This window comes from Nakamurella sp. (assembly GCF_048594475.1).
Taxonomy (GTDB): Bacteria; Actinomycetota; Actinomycetes; order Mycobacteriales; family Nakamurellaceae; genus Nakamurella.
Window position 1 is genome coordinate 1 of record NZ_JBMDXT010000531.1, and the last position, 1,795, is coordinate 1,795.

General features: G+C 75.8%; 1 protein-coding gene and 1 pseudogene. One reads left to right on the top strand and one right to left on the bottom strand.

Annotated features, from left to right (window positions below):
• A pseudogene (locus tag ACOJUF_RS23850) lies at positions 1 to 180 on the bottom strand (hypothetical protein); the annotation flags it as partial.
• 235 nt (positions 181 to 415) lie between these two features.
• Here ACOJUF_RS23850 and ACOJUF_RS23855 point away from each other — a divergent pair.
• Positions 416 to 1,726 (top strand): cation:proton antiporter, encoded by a 1,311-nt coding sequence (locus ACOJUF_RS23855; RefSeq protein ID WP_420124300.1) that lies wholly within the window; start codon positions 416 to 418, stop codon positions 1,724 to 1,726.
• Positions 1,727 to 1,795 lie beyond the last annotated feature (69 nt).

Here is a 1,795-nt window from a genome sequence, read left to right on the forward strand (position 1 = left end):
GGTCAGCGCCCCCTGCGCCTGCGTGACGGCGGCGTTCGCGCTGTCGACGCGAGCCTGCGCCGCCGTGACCGGGTCGGTGGACGGAGCCGTGGTCGGGGCGGCGGCGCCGTCGTTGCCACAGGCCGCGACGACCAGCGCGACACCGATGGCCACCGCGACGAGGCCGGGTCGTGCCCGCATCGTCACCGTCCTTGTCTGAAGTCCACCGGGTGGGGTGGGCCGGCACAGGAATTCTCACCGAACGATGCCGGACCGCATCCTCCGATCAGCATGAGACGCCGTGGTGCCGCCCGCGCCCGCCGGTTGAGGACCGGCCGCGGGACCGGACGCGGGCCCGGCCGCCCGTCTCACCCGGGTCGGAGGTTTGCCGGGCGGATCGACCCGGAGCCGGCCGGCTTCTGCCAGGGTGTCTGGCATGCCTGCCCTGGTCACGGCGGTCTTCGGCCTGGTCGTCGTCGGCTACGCCGCGGCCGCGCACCGGCTGGACCGGTGGCACGTCACCGCGCCCATGGTGTTCACGGCGGTCGGCACCGTCATCGGGATCCGGTTCTGGGACGGCACCGACACCGCGATCGTGCACGGGATCGCGGAGATCACGCTGGCCCTGGTCCTGTTCCACGACGCCGCCCAGGTCCGCCCCCGGCAGATCCGGTCCGAGGCGGGGCCGTGCGCCCGGCTGCTGCTGATCGGCCTGCCCCTGACCATCGCGCTCGGCGTCGCCGCGGGAATGCTCCTGCTGCCCGGGACCGACATCTGGCTGGTCCTGCTGCTGGCCGCCGCACTCGCCCCGACCGACGCCGGCCTCGGTGCGCCCACTGTGCTGAACCCGGTGGTGCCGGTGCGGATCCGCCGCATCCTGAACGTGGAGAGCGGCCTGAACGACGGGCTGGCCACGCCGATCGTGCTGTTCGCCATCGCCGCGGCGGCCGGCGCCGGGCACGGTCCGGCCGGGGTCGGCGGCGCGGTCGGGGCCGCCCTGATCGAACTGGCCGGCGGGGTGCTCGCGGGCGTGCTGATCGGCGGCGGATGCGGCCGGCTGCTCGCCTGGGCCGACCGGCAGGCTCGGCTGGCGACCGAGCTGCTGACGGTGGCCACGGTCGCGATCCCCGTCGCCGCGTACTACGGGTCGATCGCCGGGCACGCCAACGGCTTCGTCGCGGCGTTCGTCGCCGGCACCGCGTTCGCCGCCGCCTTCACCCGGCCGACCGCCCGCCGGCCGGTCGTCGCCCCGGACGCGGCCGACGAACCCCTCCGGCTGACCGAGTGGGTCTCGACGGCCCTCGGCTACGCGGTGTGGGCCTTGTTCGGGGTGATCGGGGTGGCCCAGCTGTTCCTCGGTCTGAGCTGGGCCGGGGTGGTGTTCGCGGTGCTCTCGCTGACCGTGCTGCGGATGCTGCCGGTGGCGATCGCGCTGCTGGGCAGCCGGTTCGCCGCCCGCACGACCGTGTTCCTGGGCTGGTTCGGTCCACGGGGGCTGGCCTCGGTGATCTTCGCGCTGATCGCCGTCGAGGAGCTGGCGATGACGCCCGAGCTCCGTACGATCCTCGGCGCGATCACGCTGACCGTGCTGCTCAGCGTCGTCCTGCACGGGATGACCGCGGCGCCCTGGGCGCAGCGGTACGGGGACTGGGCGCTCCGGCGCCGCCCGCCGGAGGAGCTGCGGGCCTCGGCGGCCCCGTCCGGCGGCCGGGCCGCACCGCACGCCCGGCCCCGGGGTGGCGACTGAGCCGGACCCGGCGGCGCCGGGGGGCTCATCCGGACCGGGTGGTCCGGACCGGCCGGCGCGGGCCGCATA